The sequence below is a fragment of the Psychrobacillus soli genome, assembly GCF_006861775.1.
GTDB classification, from domain to species: Bacteria; Bacillota; Bacilli; order Bacillales_A; family Planococcaceae; genus Psychrobacillus; species Psychrobacillus soli.
Map to the genome: position 1 here is coordinate 1 of NZ_VDGG01000013.1, position 20,540 is coordinate 20,540.

The following is a 20,540-nucleotide window of genomic DNA, read 5'->3' on the forward strand; positions in this document are numbered from 1 at the left end:
ACAACTCAGAACGAAAGCAATGGGATTTAAAAAAGATGGCTCCGGAAGCATACCGAAACCATCTCATCGCAGCCTAAACTGCAAACTCTCTTTTTATTAAACTGTCTACTTTAAAGGGCTCAGTTCACTCATCTCCACTCACTCTTTTTTCTTACAAGTTTTTCAATTCTTCTAAACGTTTTAATACTGTTGCATGTTTTTCTAAATAATCTTGTTCTTTTGCACGTTCTTCCGCAACTACTGCTTCTGGAGCTTTGGATACGAAGCGTTCATTTGATAGTTTTCCTTGAACTAGCTTCACTTCTTTTGCCCATTTCTCTAGTTCTTTTTCTAAACGAGCTTTTTCTGCATCAATATCGATTAATCCTTGTAGTGGAAGATATAAAACTGCTCCAGTTACAACTGCTGACATCGATTGACCAGGTGCATCTAAATCTTGACCGATTACAAGAGGTTCTGGGTTACAGAAACGCTCTAAATATTTTGCGTTTGCTTCTAGTACAGCTAACGTTTCTGTATCTTTTACAGATATATATAATGGTACTTTTTTGCTCATTGGTGTTTGTACTTCTGAGCGAATATTACGTACAGAACGAATGATTTCTGCAAGTAATTTCATGCTAGCTGCTTCTTCTTTATTGGAAAGGGCTTCGTTCACGGTTGGCCAAGCGGCTACTGTAATAGACTCCCCTTCATGCGGAAGGTTTTGCCAAATTTCTTCTGTGATGAATGGCATAAACGGATGTAATAGTCTCATTGTCTGATCAAGAACATATGCTAATACAGAACGAGTTATTTTCTTCGCTTCTTCGTCGTCTCCGTTAAGCGGAAGTTTGGACATTTCAATATACCAGTCACAGAAATCATCCCAGATGAAGTTATAAAGAGCGCGCCCAACTTCACCAAACTCATATTTGTCTGAAAGTCTTGTTACTTGCTCGATTGTTTCGTTTAGACGAGTTAAAATCCATGCATCGGCAACTGATTTTTTACCATCTAGATTAATCTCTTCAAATTTCAAGCCATCCATATTCATCAATGCAAAACGAGATGCATTCCAAATTTTATTGGCAAAGTTCCAAACAGCTTCTACTTTTTCCGTCGAGAAACGTAAATCTTGCCCAGGTGATGAACCAGTACTTAAGAAATAACGTAGAGAATCGGCACCGTATTGGTCGATTACGTCCATTGGGTCAATACCGTTTCCAAGTGATTTAGACATTTTACGCCCATCTTCTGCCCGAACAAGTCCATGGATTAATACATCTTCAAATGGACGAGTTCCTGTAAATTCGATTCCTTGGAAAATCATACGAGAAACCCAGAAGAATATAATATCATAACCAGTTACAAGTGCATTCGTTGGATAATACTTTTTCCACTCTTCGTCTTCAGCATTCGGCCAACCAAGTGTTGAAAATGGCCATAGTGCTGAGGAGAACCAAGTATCTAGCACGTCTTCGTCTTGTTGCCAATTCTCAGCGTCCGCTGGAGCGTCGTGTCCAACGTATACTTCGCCTGTTTCTTTATGGTACCAAGCAGGAATTCGATGTCCCCACCATAATTGGCGAGAAATACACCAATCATGTATATTTTCCATCCAATTTAAATATGTTTTTTCAAAGCGATCAGGTACGAAGTTTACTTTTTCTTCTGCTTGTTGTAACTTAACTGCTTCTTCTGCAAGCGGCTGCATTTTAACGAACCATTGTAATGAAAGATATGGTTCAACAACTGCTCCACTACGCTCTGAATGCCCTACTGAATGTAAATGTTCTTCAATTTTGAATAACACACCTGCATCTTGTAAATCTTTTACGATTTGTTTACGACAAGCAAAACGATCCATACCGTCATAAGATGCTGCGTTTTTATTCATCGTACCGTCTTCATTCATAACTAAAATTCGTTCTAAATTGTGGCGGTTACCGATTTCAAAGTCATTCGGGTCATGCGCAGGTGTAATTTTCACTGCTCCACTACCGAATTCCATATCTACGTAATCATCCCCAACGATTGGAATTTCGCGACCAACGATTGGTAGTTTAACTGTTTTTCCGATTAAATGTTTATATCGGTCATCTTCAGGATGTACGGCAACTGCTGTATCTCCAAGCATCGTTTCCGGTCGAGTCGTCGCAACGTCGATGGAACCAGTACCATCTGTCAGTGGGTAATGCATATGATAGAATGCACCCTGTACATCTTTGTGTATTACTTCGATATCGGAAAGCGCCGTTTTAGTTGCAGGATCCCAGTTAATAATGTATTCACCGCGATAAATTAGTCCTTTATTGTAAAGCTTAACGAATACTTCTTTTACCGCATTCGATAAGCCTTCGTCTAATGTGAAACGCTCACGTGAGTAGTCTAGACCAAGACCAAGTTTTGCCCATTGTGCACGGATATGGCCAGCATACTCTTCTTTCCATTTCCATGTTTCTTCGACAAACTTTTCGCGACCTAGATCATAGCGAGAAATATTTTCCGAACGCAGCTTTTCTTCTACTTTTGCTTGTGTAGCAATACCTGCATGGTCCATACCAGGTAACCAAAGTGCATCGTACCCTTGCATACGTTTCATACGTGTCAGAATATCTTGTAAAGTAGTGTCCCAAGCGTGACCTAAATGTAATTTCCCAGTTACGTTTGGTGGTGGTATTACGATTGTATACGGTTTTTTGTCACTTTCAGGGTGGGCTTCGAAGAATTTCCCTTCCAGCCACCACTCATATCGACCTTTTTCAATCGATTGAGGATCGTACTTAGTTGGCATCGTCGTCTCATTTGTCATATTTTTTCCTCCTAAAAAAAGAATATCAATTACGCCTCGGTGTAATTGCGTCCAGATTTTGAATCGAGCTTGCTCGATTAACTCCTTTCAAAATCTGCGACATCCGCCGGAGGCTTTATATTCATTCAACTCGTGAATGAATATAAAAAAACTCCAGTCGTCACTAAAGGACGAAGGAGTTTGTTCGCGGTACCACCTTTATTCGCAGATGCAAAAATGCACATCACGCTCTCAATTAGATAACGGCTTCAAACCGGCAATTGCTACTATAAGTTCACAAATGCTGCTCATGGGCTACCTTCAAATGGTGATTAACAGAAACATTTCAGCAAGTTGTTTCCTTTCTTTTGATAACCAAGTCATTTTACTCTTCCCATTCATTGCATCCATATTCAATTGTTTGTTCATATTGTACCTAATCTTATGATATGTCGTCAAGTCAAGTCTCGTGAAAGGAGAATATTATGAAAAGAAAAGGCTATAACCCATATTTATTACCTGATTGGCTGCGTAGAACGCGTTTTTACTGTAAAGGTGTTATTATTCCTATTTGCGGTTTTCAAGTAATACGTGTTTTAATTGTCCCAACCACTTGGGACATTTTAATACTTGTTTTATTACTGTTCCTCTGTTTTTTGTTTTACAGAGACATAATTTGATGGATATGAAATTTTGGAGTAGCCATCATCCAAATCCAAAATGAATTGAAGTTCTGACTCTTCTTTATTTGTACTCTCTAATTTAGTTGTGTTCTCTAGTTTATTTGTTTCTTTCGTGTCTCTTTCATCCGATATGGGTTCCAGTTCTATTTTCTTTTCAATCTCAATTTCGAATTCTACTTCTTGCTCATTGGGACCTTCAAATTGGCAATGAACAGACCATGCAATTTCAATCGCTGCATGCTCTGTTGTCTTCGCATTCACATGTTGAACGTTCAAAGTAGGTGAGCTGCCTGCCCGTATTTTATCCTTGGCAATTTCTACACTCATTGGAACAGCGTATTCAAAATAACCTACTTCACCTTGTACATCTAAATCCTCAATTTGTGTTGCTTCACTCGTAGCATGATGTGCATGTTCACCTTTTTCGAACTCAACATGACAGGTAATATGGTAAATCCCCACAATTTGGATCGATTCTGCTGTTTCACTTTGTTCAAATTGTGGAGTAACTGCCACCGTTCTTATTTCTTTTGGCACACCAAAGCTTGCAGGAAAAAGAAATTGTTCTTTTACATCCCAATTTTTCGCTTGCATTTGTCATCCTCCTTCATATAGGACAACTTATGAAAAATTAGGTAAGAATAGAACCGCGTTTTACTTGTGGTTCTGTTCCTTTCCGAGTTGCTTCCATTCCGACCAATCTGAAAATCTTGGAATTGTTAGATGCTTGTTATAGGATTGTGTTTTAACATATACTTTCGTTTTGCAATCAGTTAATGTGTTTAACACATCCGGCTTGTCATCAAAATAATAATCTAACTGCAACTTTTGAATTATAGTTACTTTTTCTTGATCTTTCATTCCACAATAGAAATTTTCGTCTTTTACTGGAAAGCCTTGTTGTATTAACCAAGCTTTTGTTCGGTCCCCATGTTCTGTTGGCCTAGCAGTTATATAAAAAACTTCATGCCCTTCATCCGTCAATTGTTGCAATATTTCTACTGCATTTGGGTAAGCTGGGCAATTCGTATAATATATTTCCTCCAAAGAGTCATTCCACATTTGTGAACCTTCCACAGCAGTCATTCCAAAAGGCTCATGAATTTCCACTTTTTCTAAAGTGTGAAAAATTTCAAGCGGAATCGTTTGATTCAACTTTTTATTGTAAAGTTGAAAAGCATGTTCACGAAGATTAATCAATGTGTCGTCAATATCAAATCCAAATCTCATTCCATGATCCCTCTTTTATATACTGGATATCCGACGAACTTAAAATCTTTCCCGATTTTAACAATGTCTGTATCCTCTAGTTCCACTGCGTCGTCCATACTTTCAATTCCAGTGCCTGCCATAAACGAAGGTGCATGTTTTCCACCGATTAATTTTGGCGCGATATAAATAATTGCTTTATCGATTAATTGGTTTTCTAAAAATGCTGCGTTAATCGTGCCTCCACCTTCTATTAATAAAGAAGAGATCGATTTTTCTCCTAAAATGGTTACTACTTCAACCGGATCTACATGTTTTGGAGCAGTAGTATGGAAAACAGAAATACCTAGTTTCTCTAAAGCGACTTTCTTTTCTTCGTTGTAGTTTGCACTTGTAAAAATCCATGTATCCGCTAGCTTATCTGTGACTAATTTCGATTCGAGCGGTATTTTTAAAGTCGAATCTAGGACAACCCGAAGCGGATTTCGTCCATTTGGAATTCGAGTCGTTAACTCGGGATTGTCTGCAATCACCGTATTAACTCCTACTAATATCGCCATATGTTCATTTCGTAAATGATGCACATCGAGTCTTGCGTCTTCCGATGTAATCCATTTACTATGACCTGTATGAGAAGCAATTTTTCCATCAAGCGTAATGCCTGATTTCATTGTCACAAATGGTTTATTTTCCACTATGAATTTATTAAACACTTCATTCATCTTACGAGATGCTTCTTCTTCCACACCTACAATTACCCCAATACCTGCATCTTCTAAGATTTTGACTCCTCGTCCCGATACGACAGGATTAGGGTCTAGCGTCGCAATAACAACCGTTTGAATGCCAGCTTTCACGATAGCTTCTGCACATGGGCCTGTTCTGCCGTGATGAGAACAAGGCTCAAGCGTCACATAAATCGTAGCCCCTTTTGCTTTGTCCCCTGCCATACTTAGCGCATGAATCTCCGCATGAGGTTCTCCTGCTTTCATATGAGCACCTATTCCAACAATACGATTATCATTCACGATCACTGATCCAACGAGTGGATTTGGATCTGTTTGTCCTTTCATCGCTTGCGCATTTTGAAGGGCAAGATCCATATAAAATGCATGATTAGTCATGTAGAAATGTACCTTCTTCCTCCAAATGTCCTGAGCGGTTGATCTTCGTTTGTAAATAGCTTTCATTATATTCAGAGACATCGCCCCATAGAGGCGTGCGACCTGACACAGACAATCCAGCATCTTTCAATGCTTTTAGCTTTTTCGGATTGTTCGTTATTAACGTTACAGGTTTTGAGCGTAATGCTTTTAGTACTTCAATTGCATCACTATAATTTCTAGAATCATCGACAAAACCTAATTTTTCGTTTGCTTCTACTGTATCTGAACCGTTTTCTTGCAAGATGTAAGCCATTGCTTTACTGAATAAACCAATCCCTCTACCTTCGTGATTTGCTAAGTAAAATAGAGCACCCGAACCATTTTCTACGATCATTTGCATGGACTGTTTCAACTGGAAACCACAGTCGCATCGTTTGCTTCCAAAAATATCACCTGTATGGCAAATAGAATGCATACGGATTAACGCTTCTTCATCCTGATGAAAATCACCATAAACGAGTACACTCGATTGTTGATACTCAGCCAAATTAGCAGAAGATAAATTGTCAATGATTTGCCCGATATCCTCTGTTTCTTCTTTGCTATTTAACCAGCAATACCATTGGAAAACGACTGTTTCTCCGTGTAAATTAACAGGAAGTCGGACAGGACCAACTAAATAGATAGAACCTTCTTCAGCTTTCAGTATTTGTATTTTATCTTTTAAAACATTAATGGCGTCATTTGTAGCAGTTTGTATATTAACCATGCTATATTCCTCTTTTCTTGTAACTAAATTGCGTTTTCATCTATATTATTCGTTATAGATTACTTTTCGTAAGCAATTATATTTTAGTAATCTAATTATGTCAAATATGTTGGACTAAATGACCCTCACGTATTATAGGGATACTGCGTGGTAAAAGAGCTATTAGGTGACGCATTACCACGCAGTATCTCTATATGATGACGTACCATCTACTTCATATTCCTCTTAAGATAAAAAGAGCCTTGCATGTACAAGGCTCTTCGTTATTACTTGGCTAGTTTTTCAAATACAGTGTGGAATGCTTGTATTGTTTTTTCGATATGCGCTTCTGTATGTGCACTGGATAAGAACAAGCCTTCATATTGAGAAGGTGGTAAATAAATACCCTCTTCTGCCATTAGACGGAAATACTTCGCGAATAGTTCCAAATCCGACGTTTTCGCTGTATCAAAATTAATTACGTCTTCATTTGTTAGGAAAAATCCAATCATCGACCCAGCACGATTCACCGTATGTGGAATATTATATTTTGTTGCTGCTTCACGGAAACCTTTTTCTAGTTGGTCACCTAGTTTAATGAAATATTCATATGACTCTTCATTTAAACGAGAAAGCGTTTCATATCCCGCCGTCATTGCAAGTGGATTCCCTGAAAGTGTTCCAGCTTGATAAACAGGACCACTTGGAGCGATCATCTCCATTATTTCACGTTTCCCACCGAAAGCACCAACAGGTAGACCGCCACCGATTACTTTTCCAAGACAAGTTAAATCTGGTGTAATCCCAAAATAACCTTGTGCACAATTGTACCCAACACGGAATCCTGTCATTACTTCGTCAAAGATTAAAACAGTTCCATTTTGCTCGGTTAACGCGCGTAATCCTTCTAAAAAGCCTTCTACTGGTGGAACAACACCCATATTTCCTGCTACTGGTTCCACAATAACAGCTGCTAAATCATCACCAAAGTTCTCAAACACATGGCGTACGCTTTCTAAATCATTATAAGGTACCGCAATCGTGTTCTTCGCAATTGACTCAGGAACACCAGGACTATCCGGTAAACCTAGCGTAGCGACTCCAGAACCCGCTTTAATAAGCAAGCTATCCCCATGACCGTGATAACTACCTTCAAATTTCAATATTTTATTTCTTCCTGTATACCCACGCGCTAAACGAAGTGCACTCATTGTCGCTTCCGTACCAGAAGATACCATACGAACCATTTCGATAGATGGAACTCGTTCCATTACGAGTTTGGCAAGTTTGTTCTCGATTAATGTCGAAGCCCCAAAACTTGTACCAGTTTCCGCTACTGTTTGAATCGCTTTCACTACATTTGGCTCCGTATGTCCTAAAATAAGTGGACCCCAAGATAATACATAGTCGATGTATTCATTGCCATCGATATCCGTTAAAATAGCACCTTTACCACTTGCCATGAATATCGGATCCATATCCACTGATTTAAATGCACGAACTGGACTATTTACGCCACCTGGCATTAATTCTTTTGCTTCTGTAAAAGCTTGTTTAGATAAGTCATATGATTTTGTCATTATTTCTCCTCCAACCAACGTGCTACGTCTTTTGCATGATACGTTAAAATAATATCTGCTCCAGCACGTTTCATTCCTGTTAACGTTTCTAGTACCGTTTCTTTTTCGTTAATCCAGCCGTTAATCGCAGCTGCTTTTACCATAGCATATTCCCCACTTACGTTATAAGCAACGATTGGTGCATCAAAGTTATTTTTCACATCGCGAATAATATCTAAGTAAGCAAGTGCTGGTTTCACGATTAGCATATCCGCACCTTCTTCGATATCAGAAGTTGCTTCACGGATTGCTTCTGAACGATTCGAATAATCCATTTGATACGTTTTACGGTCTCCAAATTTTGGTGCTCCATCTGCCGCTTCACGGAATGGACCATAATACGCAGAAGCATATTTCACCGCATAAGACATAATGGGCACATCTGCAAATCCTGCTGCATCTAAACCATGACGGATAGCAGTAACAAAGCCGTCCATCATATTTGAAGGGGCAATAATATCTGCACCTGCTTCCGCTTGGCTTATTGCCGTTTTAGCTAATAAATCAAGGGACGGATCATTTAAAATTCGCTCATCTGCATCCACTACACCGCAATGCCCATGATCTGTGAATTCGCATAGACAAGTATCTGCAATGACTACTAACCCGGGATGACGTTCTTTTATAAAACGAATTGCTTGTTGAACAATGCCGTGATCATGATATGCTTGCGTGCCAACTGCATCTTTCTCTGCAGGAAGTCCAAATAAAATAACAGAAGGGATTCCTAGTGATACAACTTCATCTATCTCTTCTCTTAAACGGTCTAAAGAAAATTGAAATACACCAGGCATAGAAGCTACTGGGTTTTTAATATTTTCCCCATCTATGACGAAAATCGGATAGATTAAATCTTCTTTATGTAAATATGTTTCTTTGACCATTGCTCTAATACCAGCTGTTTTTCTTAATCTACGGTGACGTTGAAATACTAACTCTGTCATTGTACTCTTCCTTTCCAATCCGCTAATTTATTCACTACATCTAATAATGTATATGTGTCTGGCATGACTTGAACGGTCGCACCTAATAATTCCAAATAGTTTTTCGTAATATGTCCAATCGTACAAATGGTAAATCGATCATAACCTGTATGAACGCCTATACTTCGATGAAATACATTCGCAGTAGAAGGACTTGTGAAAATGAGCGAGCAGCTTTCTCCACTTTCTAGAAGTGCTCGAACTTGTTCCGTATTCTCATCTACTTCAACTGTTTCGTATATAGTCCATGTATCGATCACATTTGGTAATCCATCAACAATAGTATTTTTTGCAAGATTCCCTTTGAAAAATAGACAACTTTCGTGTGCAGCTGAAAATGTTGGAAACTCTTTCACAAATACATCTGCACTAAAAATAGTAGGAGTGAAACTGACGTGAAGACCTAAACTTTCTATTGCACATGCAGTTTTCGAACCAACCGCAGCAATTTTAGCTTTAATAGTAGATACGTCTATTTCATGTGTTTCTATTTTCGAAAAAAATGCATGTACGCTACTTTGACTCGTAAAAATAAGCCAATCGTATTCGTAACAAGCAAGTAGTTTCTGTTTATCTTCTAGTGAAACAATTTCTTGCGTCGTTATTAGAGGAGCAATTACAGGAATACCCCCTAGTCGTAAAGTGAGATCCACCGCGGCGGATGATCGTAGTATTCCAGTAAAAATGACGTGCTCATCTTGTAAAGGATGCTGATTAGACATTTAAATCTGCCTTTACTTGTTGGATTAAATCATATGCTCCTTGCTCTGTAACAAGTCGTGCTACTTCTTTTCCTACTGCTTCCGCATCTGTCCCTGTTACTACTTCTTTAAATACGACAGATGCATCCGGAGCTGCAACTAACCCCGTCATGGTAATTTCTTCGCCATTCATAACCGCATATCCAGCTATAGGAACTTGACATCCGCCATCCATTGCAGCTAAAAACGCACGTTCTGCATGTACAGTATCCCAAGTTTCTTTATCCGAAAGCTTCGCAAGCTCTGCCAGTAATTCAGCATCATCTTCGCGACATTCAATCGCTAAAGACCCTTGCCCTACTGCTGGCACACAATCTTCCGTAGATAAATATTCCGTTACTACTTCATCACTCCAGCCAAGGCGTTTAAGTCCTGCTGCAGCTAAAATAATCGCATCATATTCGCCATTTTGAAGCTTTTGAAGTCTCGTATCCACATTTCCTCGAATCCACTTAATCTCGATATCCGAACGCATTAATAGCAGTTGAGCACTTCTTCGTAAACTACTCGTTCCAACTATTGCTCCCTTTGGTAGATCCGCAAACTTTACATGGCCTGTTGAGATAAATGCATCGCGCTCATCCACTCGTTTAGGCGTACATCCCATTACTAAACCTGGAGGCATGACAGAAGGCATATCTTTCATACTATGTACCGCAAAATCGATTTCTTTGTCGTATAATGCTTGTTCAATTTCTTTAACAAAAAGACCTTTTCCGCCAACTTTAGATAATGTCACATCTAAAATTTGATCCCCTTTTGTAACGATTTCTTTTACTTCAAACTCAAAAGGTGCACCCATATCTTTCATTTGTTGTATAAACCAATTAGTTTGTGTTAAAGCTAACTTACTTCTTCTTGAACCTACAATAATTTTACGCATAACTTCGCTACCTTTCTTTAATACCATAGATGGAATTGTGAGAATTGACTACCTAATAGAAAATTGATCAATACAAATAAAAATGCATATATATGAACCCAAGCATAGTTTGTCCCTATAAATCTTGCTCGTTTTTTGATTACTAAGACGACAATATACATAACTAATAAGAAGAAAGAACTAACTATTTTAAAATCAGCAATAGAAAATACCTCTAAGGATACATACGCCCATTCTAACCCAAGAACTAAACTTACAAACAATAGCGGGACTCCTACTAAAATAGATAATGTCATCCCAGTTTCTGCTTGTTTTAAAGAAGGCAATCTAGAAAATTGCTTCGTCCATTTTTTCTTTTTAAGTACACGATATAAGATTAAGTATAATGTCGAAAAAACAAATGATAAAGAAAAAGCTACATATGCTAATAGAGCAAACGTAATATGAATAAATAGTAACTCCGATCGCAGTGTATCACCAACTGCAGACTGTTCAATCTGATTTGGCGCAAAGGTATGAATTGTCATAAAGATAAATCCAATCACATTCAAAAAGAATGCGGGTAAATCTAAGCGAAATATAATTTGCAAAACTAAAGACAATATGATGATCAACCATGCATAAAAATAGATTCCCTCAAACAAAGAGAGTATTGGAAATCGCTTCGTTTCGACTATATATAACACTAAAAACACCGTTTGCAATAACCAAACAATGGAGAGCAGCCGAACGGCAATTCGGTGTGCATGACGATCTTTATTCAAATAATCGATAAAATAAAAAACAAGACTAACGGATTGGAGGACGACCATTATCTCGTGCAGCCGTGTCATCGTCAAATCAGCCATATCTAATCTCCCTCTACATAATAAAAAGGCGTTTTATATATCTATTAGTTTCCACACAGATATAAAAAACACCTCCTTTTTCTTTGTTAAAACGACAAATTTCCTTTTAAATTTTGAGACTCCATTAAAGAATGTTTTAGACTGATTTTTGCTTTTTGAGCTTGATCAACTATTTCATTTTGTACATCTTCTTCAATTCCAAAAATTTGTTGGAATAGTTGAAGTTGTTCAACCGAGTCTTTTGCTGTGGATAATTCTTTCACTTGCAAAATAGGCTCTTTTAAAAGCTGATTGATAATGGATTTTGTATGTTTGTTTAAAATTTTTCGTTCACGTTCTGTTAAATCTGGCATTTTATTTTCAATGGAAGCCATTGTTTCACTTTGTATTTTGTTTGCTTTTTCGCGAAGTGCTGAAATAATTGGCACTACTCCAAGTGTTGTTAACCAATCATTAAATTGTTCAATTTCAGTTCCAATCATTTGGTTAATTTGACTAGCTGCTCGTTCTCGCTCCACTAAGTTCGCTTCGACAATTCCTTGCAAATCATCGATATCATATAAAAACACATTTGGTAAATCACCAATCCGTGGATCTAAATCACGTGGTACAGCGATATCTACCATAAATAGCGGTTTTCCTTTACGTAAACGTTCTACTAACTGCATTAACTCATAATCAATGACGAATTCTGTCGAACCTGTTGAACTGATTAAAATGTCCGCTTCCAATAAGGCACATTGTAGCTCGTCCATTGGTTTTGCATTTCCATCAAACTTCTCTGCAAGCTCTTTCGCTTTTACATATGTCCGGTTAATAACCGTCACTTTTTCTGCACCACTACCGTGCAAGTTTTGAATGGCAAGTTCTCCCATTTTTCCAGCACCTAAGATGACTACATGTTTATGTTTTAACGCACCGAAAATTTTCTTTCCTAGCTCTACTGCTGCATAGGAAACAGAAACTGCATTTTCACCAATAGCCGTCTCTGAATGTGCACGTTTGGCGAATGTAACCGCTTGTTTAAATAATTGATTGAAAACAGTACCGGTTGTTCCATTTTCTTGCCCGTTTAGAAAGCTTTTTCTCACTTGACCTAATATTTGTGTCTCACCAAGTACCATCGAATCTATCCCTGCTGTAACTCGAAATAAATATTTATTCGCTTCATTATCCTCATGGATAAATAAATAGCTAGATAAGTCTTCTAATGGTATATCAAACCAATTTGCTAAAAATTGCTTCACATAATATTTGCCTGTATGCAACTGATCAACAGTCGCATAAATTTCTGTTCGGTTACAAGTAGATACAATGACATTTTCTAGTATGCTTTTTTGCCCTTGTAATGCTCGCATTGCGTTCGGAAGCTCTGTTTCGACAAATGATAGCTTTTCTCGAATTTCAACTGGAGCAGTACGGTAATTGACACCTACCACGATTGTATGCATGGAATCATGTCTCCCTTTCACGTTCATTTCATATGTCCAATTATAACATAGCTTCCCCTAAGGTTCTTACCCATTTGTGAACAAGCTATGAAATCTTAATTAGAATGATTATAAAATAATATTAACAAACAACCTGACCTATTACAAGGCAATAGCTTGAATGCGAAATATGCAGAAAATTAGCAATAAAAAGCGTGAACTTGTTGTTTTACGAAACTTTCCGCTTGCTTTCTGAGCAAGAGTTTGAGCGGCCACTTCTCCATTCAGTACAAAACGCCCCCTTATATTATACAGACTTTTATTTACTGCACAAAAAAAAGATTATGTAGCGTTATATTACCCTACATAATCTTTTTTAATCAACTAAGCAACCTGGTTGCTAAAAAATGGTTACATTCTACTTTCAATCTCAGCCCAAGCTGCGTCGAAGCCGAGTCCTTTTTCAGAGGAGAATACGACTAGCGGGTCACCTTTTTCCATTTGTAATTCATCTGAAACAATTTTTTTGTGTTTATCCCATTTACCTTTTGGAATTTTATCTGCCTTTGTTGCAATTACGATACAAGGGATATTATAATGCTTTAAAAAATCATACATCATGCAATCATCTGCTGTCGGCGGATGTCTTAAATCGACGATTAATATTACCGCCTTTAGCACCTCACGTGAGGTAAAATAAGTTTCAATCATTTTCCCCCACGCCGCACGTTCTGTTTTAGATACTTTCGCATAACCATATCCAGGTACATCCACAAACAGTAAATCTTCTTCTAATTTATAAAAATTTAACGTTTGTGTTTTCCCTGGCTTAGATGAAATACGCGCCATGCTTTTTCGACCAATCATTTTATTGATGAAAGACGATTTCCCAACATTCGAACGTCCAGCTAACGCGAATTCTGGTAAGTCCCCTTCTGGATATTGCGCTGGTCTTACAGCACTTATAAGTAGCTCTACGTTGTTAATTTTCATTTTTTTGTCTCCTCCAATGCTAATTGAAGCACCTCTTGAGCATCGGAAACAAAATGAAACGTTAATACTTCTCGAACACTTTCTGGAATATCTTCAATATCGCGCTCATTGTCTTGTGGACAAATAATAGTTGTTAACCCAGCGCGATGTGCACTTAATGTTTTTTCTTTTAATCCACCAATTGGTAATACTCTTCCTCTTAACGTTACTTCACCAGTCATTCCAATTTCTCGTTTGATCGGACGTTTGGACAAAGCGGATACAAGAGCCGTAACAATTGTAATTCCCGCAGATGGTCCATCTTTCGGAACTGCACCTTCTGGTACATGGATATGAATATCTTTGTTTTCATAAAATGATGCATCTAATCCAAATTCCTCTGCTTTCGAACGGACATATGATAATGCAGTTTGTGCAGATTCTTTCATCACATCCCCGAGCTTCCCAGTTAGTTGAAGTTTTCCAGTTCCTGCTGATAAAGATACTTCAATTTGCAATGTATCGCCACCAACCGTTGTATAAGCTAGTCCTGTCGCTACACCTATTTGGTTTTCTGTTTCTGCTAAACCGAATCTGAATTTCCGTTTACCAATTGTATCTTCTAAATTTTTCGTTGAAATAGTTATCCGCTTTTTGTCGCCAGAAACAATTTGGAGTGCCGCTTTTCGGCAAACATTTGCTAATACACGATTTAACCCACGTACCCCTGCTTCTCGCGTAAAATGGCGGATAATATCAATAATCGCATCATCTTTCAATTGAAGCTGAGATTTTGTTAAGCCATGCTCTTTAATTTGCTTTGGTAGTAAATGATTTTTAGCAATTGAAAGCTTTTCCATTTCCGTATATCCAGCAAGAGAAATAATCTCCATGCGATCTCGTAATGGACCAGGAATCGTACTTAAATCGTTCGCAGTAGCAATAAATAATACATTAGATAAATCATATGTTTCTTCAATATAATGGTCACTAAATGTATTATTTTGCTCTGGATCCAATACTTCTAGCATAGCAGCAGAAGGATCTCCTCTGAAGTCATTCGACATTTTATCGATTTCGTCCAGTAAAAATAGCGGGTTTATCGTCCCTGCTTTTTTCATCCCTTGTATAATGCGCCCCGGCATTGCACCTACGTATGTTCGACGATGCCCGCGAATTTCGGACTCATCGCGCACCCCACCTAATGAAATACGAACAAAATTACGGCCCAATGATTCAGCAATAGATTTCGCAAGAGAAGTTTTCCCAACCCCAGGAGGTCCTGCTAAACAAAGGATTGGTCCACGTAAGGATTTCGTCAATTGGCGAACGGCTAAATATTCTAAAATCCGTTCCTTCACAGACTCTAATCCTTCATGGTCTCGATTTAATATTTGTTCCGAACGTTTAATATCTAATTGATCTTCTGTTGATTTCGACCAAGGAATGGACACAATCCAATCGATATAATTCCGAATAACGCCACTTTCTGGCGCCTGGGATGGTAATTTTTCATATCGATTTAATTCTTTTAATACATTTTTTTTAGTTGTTTCTGGTAGACCTGCTTCTTCAATTCGCTTTTTTAACTCTGCTACTTCCCCAGTTTTACCTTCTTTTTCTCCAAGCTCGGTTTGAATCGCTTTCATTTGCTCACGCAGGTAAAATTCTTTTTGTGTTCGTTCCATTGCGTGTTTGACACGCGTGTTAATCTTTTGCTCTAAATTGAGTATTTCCTGTTCATTGTATAATCGTGCGATTAACACTTCTAATCGCTCTTTTACATCCATTATTTCTAAAATTTCTTGTTTACCAGCAATTTTAAGAGGTAAATGGGACGCAATCATATCTGCTAATCGACCAGGTTCCTCAATATCAACTACGGAGTTATATGTTTCTTCTGATACACTTTTAGATACCTTTGAATACTTTTCAAAATTATGTAGTAACGTGCGCATGAGCGCTTCGTCTTCCTGATCTGCTTTTTCTGGTTCAATATATGCAGATACAGTTACTTCATCAAATGTATCAGTTTTTCTATAATCGTCCCAAATTGCGCGCTGCACTCCTTCTACTAAGACACGCATTGTCCCGTTTGGCAGCTTCACCATTTGCTTTACAGTTGCAATAACCCCGACATCATATACATCTTCCATTACCGGTTGTTCCAAAGCCATATCTCTTTGTGCAGTTAAAAACAACTTTTCTTCACGCAACATAGCTTCATTTAACGCTGCAATTGAACGCTCACGACCAATATCGACGTGAAGAATCATTGTAGGAAATACTAATAACCCTCTAAGGGGTAATACTGGATAGTATGTCATATTTTCGTTTGCCATTTCGGGAAGTCACCTCCAACTTATTCTGTCCGAATCATATGAGAAAATACAATTCAATCTTGCTATAACCGCTCTTCCCTATTTTCTCCAAGAGGAAACGTAAGAAGAAAAAGCTGACATCCTTGCTTGCGCTAAGCACGCGCAGATTGGAAGCCAGCTTATATCAACATCCGGTTACGCAGATGTTTTCTCGTTATCTTTTTCTACTTCAGTGCCGTCTTCTAACAATAGTCTTGGACGTGCTTTTTCTGTAATAGCTTCTTTCGTAATTACACACTCTACAATATCTTCGCGTGATGGCAACTCGTACATCACATCTAACATAATGTTTTCAATAATTGATCGAAGACCACGAGCACCGGTTTTACGCTCAATCGCTTCTTTCGCAATTTCAATTAAAGCGTCATCTTCAAATGTGAGCTTCACATTATCCAATTCAATCATTTTTTGATATTGCTTCACAAGTGCGTTTTTAGGTTCCGTTAAAATTTGGACAAGCGCTTCATTGTCTAACTGCTCTAAGCTTGCAAGCACTGGTAAACGACCGATAAACTCTGGAATTAACCCAAATTTCAATAAATCTTCTGGGATTAACTGACCAAGCACAGAACCTGCTTCGATTTCCACTTTGTTTGGATCTGCACCGAAACCAATTACTTTTTCACCTAGACGGCGTTTAATAATTTGTTCGATTCCGTCAAATGCACCACCAACGATAAATAAAATATTCGTTGTATCAATTTGAATGAACTCTTGGTGTGGGTGCTTACGACCACCTTGTGGTGGAACACTAGCAACGGTACCTTCTAATATTTTAAGCAGTGCCTGTTGCACACCTTCACCTGATACGTCTCTTGTAATTGAAGGGTTTTCAGATTTACGTGCTACTTTATCTATTTCATCGATATAAATAATCCCTTTTTCTGCCTTTTCAATATCATAGTCCGCAGACTGAATCAGTTTCAAAAGAATGTTTTCTACATCTTCTCCAACATAGCCCGCTTCTGTTAAGGAAGTAGCATCTGCAATAGCAAATGGCACATTCAAAATACGTGCTAATGTTTGAGCTAGTAATGTTTTCCCACTACCAGTAGGTCCAATCAGTACTATATTCGATTTAGATAATTCTACTTCGTCGATTACGCTATTTGAATTAATGCGTTTGTAATGGTTGTAAACAGCAACTGCAAGTGATTTTTTTGCTCTTTCCTGGCCAATTACATACTCATCTAAAATAGTTAAAATTTCTTTTGGTTTTGGAACTTCTTTAAACTCTACTTCTTCTTCGATACCAAGCTCTTCTTCTACAATTTCAGAACATAAATCGATACATTCATCACAAATATAGACACCTGGTCCTGCAACTAGCTTACGAACTTGTTCTTGTGGTTTTCCACAAAAAGAACATTTTAAGTTCCCTTTTTCATCATTGAATTTGAACAAAATATTCACCCCTATTCAAGCAATTATCTTACAAGATTCTCATTAAGTAATCAAATAATACGTTTATGTTTTATATCCTAATAACCTATGTATGGTATAAAACAAGGCACAGACAATTTGCTGTACCTTGTTTTATATTATAACGCTTTTTTCAACTATTATGAAATTTTAGCGTTTTCTACTAAGAACTCAACTGTTTTTTGGAAACGAATATCGTTTTCAAGTACTGCTGTACCACCAAGTGCTTTTTTAATGTCTTCAGCAGCCATATTGAATTGTGCAGCCATTTTTTCAAGTTCTGCATTTACATCTTCTTCTGTAGATTCCAAACCTTCTTTTTCAGCAATTGCTTCAAGTGTTAATGAAACTTTTACGCGGCTGTTTGCATCTTCTGCCATTTGTGTGCGTAAAGCTGCTTCATCTTGACCAGAGAACTGATAATAAAGATCTAGGTTCATCCCTTGTTGCTCTAAACGTTGACCAAATTCTTGAAGCATACGATCAGTTTCTGACTCAATCATTGCTTCTGGAATGTCGATTGTTGCATTAGCTGCAGCAGCTTCTACTAAGTTGTCGCGAAGCGTTTGTGCTGATAGTTGTTTTTTCTCTTCAGCAGTTGTTTCTTTTAATTTTGCACGTAATGCGTCAATGCCTTCTACTTCAGCATCTACTTCTTTTGCAAAATCGTCGTTTAGTTCAGGAAGTTCTTTTCCTTTAACTTCCTTCACTGTTACTTTGAAGATCGCTTGTTTACCAGCTAGTTCAGCAGCATGGTATTCTTCTGGGAAAGTTACTTCAACGTCTTTTGAATCCCCAGTTTTTACACCTACTAATTGCTCTTCAAAACCTGGAATGAAAGAGTTAGAACCAATTTCTAGTGGGTAGTCAGTTCCTGCTCCACCTTCAAATGCAACTTCGTCTACGAAACCTTCAAAGTCGATTACAGCAGTATCGCCTTCAACGATTGCATCTTCTTTTACAACTAACTCAGCTAAACGAGTTTGTTGGCTTTTTAGTTGCTCATCGATTTCTTCGTCTGTTACAGTTTCGTCTAATTTACTTACTTCTAAACCTTTGTAGTCCCCTAAAGTTACTTCTGGTTTTACAACAACTTTTGCAGTAAATACTAAAGGTTGTCCTTTTTCCATTGTAACGATGTCGATTTCTGGTTGATCTACTGGATTAATATCCGCTTCTTCAACAGCAGCTGAATAAGCATGTGGAAGAATGAAATCTAATGCATCTTGGTATAAAGACTCTACACCGTACATTTTTTCGAACATTTGACGTGGCATTTTCCCTTTACGGAAACCAGGTACATTAATTTGTTTTACTACTTTTTTAAACGCTTGGTCTAAACCATTAGCTACTACATCTGCAGCAACCTCAATTGTTAATAAACCATTGTTACCTTCTTGTTTTTCCCATTTAACTGACATATATTCTACCTCCAAAAAATAAATTACAATATTTTAGCAGCCTGTATAAAGTGACAGGACAGGTTTTACACTAATTATATTGACAACTTGTATATTATAGCATAGTTGAATAGACTTTCAACATTATTCATGCCCTATTGCTTCTGTCGACGCTTCCAATAAACTAATCAACTCATACAACTCGTTCGATTGCACACTTTCGTTTCCAAATAATGTATCAATAAAGTTTACATATGCTTGTGCTACCGCTTCGTCGCTATATCCTGCCCAATCGAATGGAAATAATGCATACGCATGGCTATGTACTAATCCTACTGTTAACTGCAATTTAGAAGGATCTTTTTCTAATATGTCTTGGATATATCTATTGACCAACTCTATTCGATCAATTGCATTAGGTCTAGGTGGTGAAACTGGATTCACCATTTGTTTAAAACCAAATTTTTCAATTTGTATCTCTGTTGACTCACCATTAGCACTTAATAGTAATAAGGCGAGCGTTTGTATAGCAGGAGATACTTTTTTGCTTTGAACAATTTCAATAATATTAAGTATTGCTTCGCTTACATCTTGATGAAAAGCTTCTTGTAACAATGCTTCTTGCTCTAGTAAGTTTAATTTCACAAACTCATCCAGTACAAATCTTTCTTTATCGACGCTGGGAATGATTTCATTGTCTTCGGCAAGAAAGCTATCCTGTTCTCTTGCAAGTCGCCCACTTAGTTCTTTTAATTGTAAGAAGTTTTTCTTTCGTTCATTAGTAAACCTTTTATCCACGAGTAATTTGTTTAATACACTATCAACTTCATGATAAGCTTTTAGGTCTAGTAAAATAGTTAAGTAAAGTTCCACGATTTGTTCGAACAAAGATGATCTTTTCTTCAATAAATCCTCACATATTACTTTCGCTTCTTGTTGACGCTGAGTTTCTAACAGAGAGAGTATGTATACAATTAATATCGTGTCGTCTAGCTCAATATGTTCTTTTGCTTGATCGAAGCATTTTGCTGCTTCTATATGATTATTTTGTTCCGCAAAGGCTAATCCATCCGCAATCAGCTTTTCAACCATCCCTGGAAAATAAATAATATTTTCTTTCGTTCTTGGAACATGTTGTTTTTTTTTCATTTTATTCGCCTGCCTTTACCTTCAATATATACCTATATACTATATCATGTTGTATATTTTTTCTATATCTTATTAACTTTTTCTTCTGAAAATTTACACATTGAACCTAAAAACAACTGGATAAACAGAATCCAGCTGTCGATTTATATCATATAAAGTGGAGAGATAGAAGC

General features: G+C 37.6%; 16 protein-coding genes and 1 other annotated feature. All 16 genes read right to left on the reverse strand.

Features of this window, described 5'->3' with window-relative positions:
- Window positions 1–151: 151 nt before the first annotated feature.
- Window positions 152–2,794, reverse strand: a complete 2,643-nt coding sequence (locus tag FG383_RS07480) for a valine--tRNA ligase (protein WP_142606506.1) — start codon at window positions 2,792–2,794, stop codon at window positions 152–154.
- Window positions 2,795–2,957: 163 nt separating this feature from the next.
- Window positions 2,958–3,184: a binding site (T-box leader), on the reverse strand.
- Window positions 3,185–3,411: 227 nt separating this feature from the next.
- Window positions 3,412–4,050, reverse strand: a complete 639-nt coding sequence (locus tag FG383_RS07490) for a hypothetical protein (RefSeq protein ID WP_142606510.1) — start codon at window positions 4,048–4,050, stop codon at window positions 3,412–3,414.
- A gap of 60 nt (window positions 4,051–4,110) precedes the next feature.
- The gene (locus tag FG383_RS07495) at window positions 4,111–4,686 is read right to left on the reverse strand and encodes a 5' nucleotidase, NT5C type (RefSeq protein WP_142606512.1); all 576 of its coding nucleotides are present in this window, start codon (window positions 4,684–4,686) and stop codon (window positions 4,111–4,113) included.
- On the reverse strand, window positions 4,683–5,789 hold the full coding sequence (gene ribD, locus FG383_RS07500; RefSeq protein ID WP_142606514.1) for a bifunctional diaminohydroxyphosphoribosylaminopyrimidine deaminase/5-amino-6-(5-phosphoribosylamino)uracil reductase RibD: 1,107 nt from the start codon (window positions 5,787–5,789) through the stop codon (window positions 4,683–4,685). The genes FG383_RS07495 and ribD overlap by 4 nt, the downstream gene beginning before the upstream one ends.
- Entirely contained in the window at window positions 5,782–6,540 is a 759-nt protein-coding gene (locus tag FG383_RS07505) for a GTP cyclohydrolase II (protein ID WP_142606516.1), read from the reverse strand. The genes ribD and FG383_RS07505 overlap by 8 nt, the downstream gene beginning before the upstream one ends.
- Before the next feature lie 266 nt (window positions 6,541–6,806).
- Window positions 6,807–8,099, reverse strand: coding sequence for a glutamate-1-semialdehyde 2,1-aminomutase (gene hemL / locus FG383_RS07510; RefSeq protein ID WP_142606518.1), 1,293 nt, complete (start codon window positions 8,097–8,099; stop codon window positions 6,807–6,809).
- Window positions 8,099–9,082, reverse strand: a complete 984-nt coding sequence (gene hemB, locus FG383_RS07515; protein ID WP_142606520.1) for a porphobilinogen synthase — start codon at window positions 9,080–9,082, stop codon at window positions 8,099–8,101. The genes hemL and hemB overlap by 1 nt, the downstream gene beginning before the upstream one ends.
- Complete coding sequence (locus FG383_RS07520) at window positions 9,079–9,843, reverse strand: uroporphyrinogen-III synthase (protein ID WP_142606522.1); 765 nt, start codon at window positions 9,841–9,843, stop codon at window positions 9,079–9,081. The genes hemB and FG383_RS07520 overlap by 4 nt, the downstream gene beginning before the upstream one ends.
- Window positions 9,836–10,765 carry a hydroxymethylbilane synthase gene (gene hemC / locus FG383_RS07525; RefSeq protein ID WP_142606525.1) on the reverse strand — a complete coding sequence of 310 codons (930 nt, stop codon included), beginning with the start codon at window positions 10,763–10,765 and terminating at the stop codon, window positions 9,836–9,838. The genes FG383_RS07520 and hemC overlap by 8 nt, the downstream gene beginning before the upstream one ends.
- A gap of 17 nt (window positions 10,766–10,782) precedes the next feature.
- On the reverse strand, window positions 10,783–11,613 hold the full coding sequence (locus FG383_RS07530) for a cytochrome C assembly family protein (protein WP_142606527.1): 831 nt from the start codon (window positions 11,611–11,613) through the stop codon (window positions 10,783–10,785).
- Window positions 11,614–11,699: 86 nt separating this feature from the next.
- Entirely contained in the window at window positions 11,700–13,064 is a 1,365-nt protein-coding gene (gene hemA, locus FG383_RS07535) for a glutamyl-tRNA reductase (RefSeq protein WP_142606529.1), read from the reverse strand.
- Window positions 13,065–13,454: 390 nt separating this feature from the next.
- On the reverse strand, window positions 13,455–14,036 hold the full coding sequence (gene yihA / locus FG383_RS07540) for a ribosome biogenesis GTP-binding protein YihA/YsxC (RefSeq protein ID WP_142606531.1): 582 nt from the start codon (window positions 14,034–14,036) through the stop codon (window positions 13,455–13,457).
- Complete coding sequence (lon, locus tag FG383_RS07545; protein ID WP_142606533.1) at window positions 14,033–16,357, reverse strand: endopeptidase La; 2,325 nt, start codon at window positions 16,355–16,357, stop codon at window positions 14,033–14,035. Before lon ends, yihA begins: the two co-directional genes overlap by 4 nt.
- A 174-nt stretch (window positions 16,358–16,531) precedes the next feature.
- Complete coding sequence (gene clpX / locus FG383_RS07550) at window positions 16,532–17,800, reverse strand: ATP-dependent protease ATP-binding subunit ClpX (RefSeq protein WP_142606534.1); 1,269 nt, start codon at window positions 17,798–17,800, stop codon at window positions 16,532–16,534.
- A 158-nt stretch (window positions 17,801–17,958) separates the two neighbouring features.
- Entirely contained in the window at window positions 17,959–19,239 is a 1,281-nt protein-coding gene (tig, locus tag FG383_RS07555) for a trigger factor (RefSeq protein WP_142606536.1), read from the reverse strand.
- Window positions 19,240–19,362: 123 nt separating this feature from the next.
- Entirely contained in the window at window positions 19,363–20,367 is a 1,005-nt protein-coding gene (locus FG383_RS07560; RefSeq protein WP_142606538.1) for a hypothetical protein, read from the reverse strand.
- Window positions 20,368–20,540 lie beyond the last annotated feature (173 nt).